The 331-nt window shown below is 66.8% G+C and carries 1 protein-coding gene; it reads right to left on the bottom strand.

The window, feature by feature from the left end:
• A partial coding sequence (locus RVY79_RS18355) for a porin (protein ID WP_317465972.1) occupies nt 1-180 on the bottom strand: 180 nt, incomplete at its 3' end.
• Nucleotides 181-331 lie beyond the last annotated feature (151 nt).

Genomic DNA, 331 nt, shown 5'->3' with positions numbered 1-331 from the left:
CGAGCCCACTGCCGTGGCCGAATCCAACCGGCCCAGGGCGAACGCACCGAACGCGCCGGTCAACCCCACATAGGCGTTGCGGAACTGCGGGGTGACGGCGGTCCCGTCGTTCGCGTTGAAACCTTGCTCCAACCCGAACACTGCCTTCATGCCGTTGCCCAGGTCTTCCTGGACGCGCATGCCCCCGCGTTAGGCGTTGTCGGTCTCCTGCGCGGTGGAGCCCTTCGGGCCCTTCTGGATTTCGGCATCGAGATCGACGCGTCCATACAGGGTGACGTCGGCGGCGGCGCTTGGGGTGGCGACCGACATCAGACAGCCGAGTGCCATCAGG

This window comes from Chromohalobacter sp. HP20-39, from assembly GCF_033052815.1.
Taxonomy (GTDB): domain Bacteria; phylum Pseudomonadota; class Gammaproteobacteria; order Pseudomonadales; family Halomonadaceae; genus Chromohalobacter.
This window is presented reverse-complemented; position numbering and strand designations above follow the sequence as displayed.